The organism is Candidatus Binataceae bacterium (genome assembly GCA_036495685.1).
In the GTDB taxonomy this organism is placed as follows: Bacteria; Desulfobacterota; Binatia; order Binatales; family Binataceae; genus JAFAHS01.
Map to the genome: position 1 here is coordinate 1 of DASXMJ010000064.1, position 3,247 is coordinate 3,247.

At 59.0% G+C, this 3,247-nt stretch carries 1 protein-coding gene; it reads left to right on the top strand.

Annotated elements, in window-relative coordinates:
* Positions 1-12 precede the first annotated feature (12 nt).
* The gene (locus VGI36_07205) at positions 13-2,613 is read left to right on the top strand and encodes an Hsp70 family protein (GenBank protein HEY2484919.1); all 2,601 of its coding nucleotides are present in this window, start codon (positions 13-15) and stop codon (positions 2,611-2,613) included.
* The last annotated feature ends 634 nt before the right edge of the window (positions 2,614-3,247 follow it).

The window sequence follows — 3,247 nt, forward strand, 5'->3', positions numbered from 1 at the left end:
CTCGCGCGCGAAATGGGAGCGCTTGTATCGGGCCGCCAGGTGTCATCGGCCAAGTCCTGGCTTTCCTATCCTGGCGTGGATCGCCGCGCCAGGATCCTGCCGGCCCAAGCCGAACCGCCGCAGACGATGATTTCCCCTGTCGAAGCATCGGCGCGCTACCTCATGCATCTGCGCGACGCCTGGAACGGTGCAATGGGGACTGACGTAGAAACGCGTTTTGAGCATCAGGAAATCGTCCTAACCGTGCCGGCTTCGTTCGATGAGGATGCGCGTGAGCTGACGGTTGAAGCTGCTCGCCGTGCCGGGCTCGATAAACTCACTCTGCTCGAAGAACCGTTGGCCGCGTTTTATGCCTGGATCGCAGCAAATCGACACGCGCAGTCGGCAGATGGTGAAAACCTCCGTGATGGCGAACTGATTCTGATCTGCGATATCGGCGGTGGCACGACCGACTTCAGTCTAGTGAACGTCCGGTTGGTTAATGGCGAGTGCCAGTTTGAGCGGACCGCCATCGGTGAGCACCTTCTGCTCGGCGGTGACAATCTCGATTTCGCCCTCGCCCGCCGCGTGGAAGAGAAGCTTAACGACATCAAGCTCACGTTGCGACAACGTTATGCGTTACGTCGAGTCTGTTGTGGCACGAAAGAACGCCTGCTGGGTGATTCATCCCTGGAGAGCATGGCGGTCACGATCTTGGGCAGCGGCCGTGCCGTCGTCGGACAAATGCTCAGCGTCGACCTGACGCGCGAGGAGGTCCTCCAGATTTTGATCACCGGATTCCTGCCAATCACTGCGCCTGATGAGATGCCGGCACGCGTCCGACCAGCGGCGCTGCGCGAACTTGGCCTGCCGTACGCCAGCGATCCCGCCATCACCAAGCACCTTGCTGCTTTCCTGACGCAAGCGGCTGTTGCCATGAACGGTTCGACTGCAAACCGTCGAATGGCTCGCCCCGATGCGGTCCTTTTCAATGGCGGCTTCTGTGCGCCGGCGGTGACTCGCGAGAGGATTGTCGAGGCGATTTCCGCATGGTTCGATAGAGCCCAAAGCGGCTGGCGGCCCCAGCTCCTCAACAACGAGGCGGTAGATAGTGCGGTTGCCCGGGGTGCGGTTTACTACGGCCGTGTACGGCGCGGCACTGGTTTGCGCGTCAGGGCAGGCAGCGCGCGCACGTACTATATCGCCTTGCCCTCGGATAGTGGTCTGCAGGGCATCTGTGTTTTGCCTGTCGGAGCCGAAGAGGGCACCACACTTCCGCTGCTTGACCATGAATTCTCGGTACTGGCTAACCGCCCTGTGTCGTTCACACTCTACAGTTCGCACACGCGGCACGATGCGCACGGCGAAGTCGTTGCGTTGGACGAAGAGAACGTACATCGTCATGCTCCGCTGGTGACCTTATTGCGCTACGGCAAGAAATTGCGCGAAGTGTACCTGATTGTGCGTCTCAGAGTCAGTTTCACGGAGGTTGGCACGCTCGAAGTCTGGTGTGAGGCGCGCGACACGCTGCATCGCTGGCGGCTGCAATTCGAGCTGCGCGGCGAAGAGACACAAGCGCAGCACCTCGATACTGCGAAACCACATCCCGTGCCGACACGTTCATCGACCGTTACGACTTCCGATGCGACTGTTGAATCCGCTGCGCAACTGATCCGCAGTGTTTTTGGGGGTCCCGCTGCTGGCGACACTCTGGCGCCCGACACTCTTGCAAGTCAAATGGAAGCGGTGCTCGGTGCGAAAAGGGACTCGTGGCCAATCTCGGCAATTCGCCAGTTCGGCGATGTGCTCATCGAGATTGCCGCCGGACGCAAAGAGTCTCCGCGCCATGAGGTACGTTGGCTCAATCTTTACGGCTGGTGTTCGCGCCCCGGGTTCGGTGTACCTGGTGATGATGCACGCATGAATGATCTGCGGAGAATCGCGTTGAACAAACTCCTCTTTGCGGACGATCTGCAATGTCAGGTCGAAATGCTGGTGCTGTTGCGTCGCATTGCAGGCGGCATCAATGCCAGCGAGCAGCAGGCGCTCTATCGCACGCACGCCAGTCACGCCGTCCGCAAGAAGAGGGGCCGCGTGAACCGGCAACTCGAGTACGAGGAGTGGCGCCTGCTTGCGAGCCTTGAGCACCTGCTAGGCAGCACCCGTGCTTTGCTTGGCAATGAGCTGGTAACAAAAATCAAAAAAGAACCTGAAAATGCAATTTGGCTTTGGTCGCTCGGCCGACTGGGCGCCCGCATCCCGCTGTATGGGCCGCCGCACTGTGTCGTGGCAGCTGAAATTGCCGGCGGGTGGCTGAAAGCCCTGCTGGACCTTTCCCCCTTCACGGCGATAACGGGTTCCTCTATCGTACTGATCGCGAGGCGCACCAACGATCGCTCGCGTGACATCGATGATGCGATTCGCGAGCAGGCAATCTCCCGCTTGATGGCTCTTGGGATGGCCGAAGAGAGTATCCAGCTTCTCTCAAAATACGTCCCGCCCGAACGGGCGGACGCGGTCCGCAGCTTCGGAGAAGCTTTGCCACCCGGGTTGCAAGTTGTCACTTCTTCGAACTGCTTGCTCTCGTTACCCGCGTTCCACAGCCCTGGTCCAACTTTTTTGGAACCGGCGTGAGTAGAAGGTACCAATCAAACTGACATCGGCCAGACGCAAAGTCGCCGCCATTTTTCCTCTGCTCGATTTCTATTTTCGAAAAAGACCCAGACAAATAAAGTTGGCTTATTTAACCTTTTGGCCGGGAGGCGAACGGCCGGTTTCGTCAAGTTGTATTGTGCTTATTTGCGTCCCCGACACCGCGGGTGTTGAGGATGCTAACCAAATCGCCTATGAAGGAGGCAACGTGGCTAATCGTCACAGTAGCATCTCCACATGGACGGCTGCTGGTCATGGCTTCATCCGAGCCGCCGTCGCAGAGCGATTTGCATGCCAAGGTGCAGCATTTGCCGTTGGGCCGCGCGCTTCAGGAATACGCAGGAGCCAGACCGCCGTCATCCTCGTCTCTTATATCAACAAGTTGCGTCTCGAAAAGAAAGACATCCGAACGGCGACGCGCGAGGCCTCGCTGCTGCGCCTGCGGCCCATCATGATGACCGCCCTGGTCGCTTGTCTGGGATCTTGCATTGGGGACAGGTCGATTACCTGGAAGCCAATTCCCGAGCCGCGCCTAAAGCCGGCCGTACCGCTTTCGCGATTCTCAAGCTCATGTACAAGGAGCGGTACGAAGCGATGGAGAAGGCCTGGCGCGTAC

Bases quoted from the DNA above. Each gene is read 5' to 3' on its own strand.
- VGI36_07205 (HEY2484919.1), top strand. From the start codon at position 13: ATGGGAGCGCTTGTATCGGGCCGCCAGGTGTCATCGGCCAAGTCCTGG.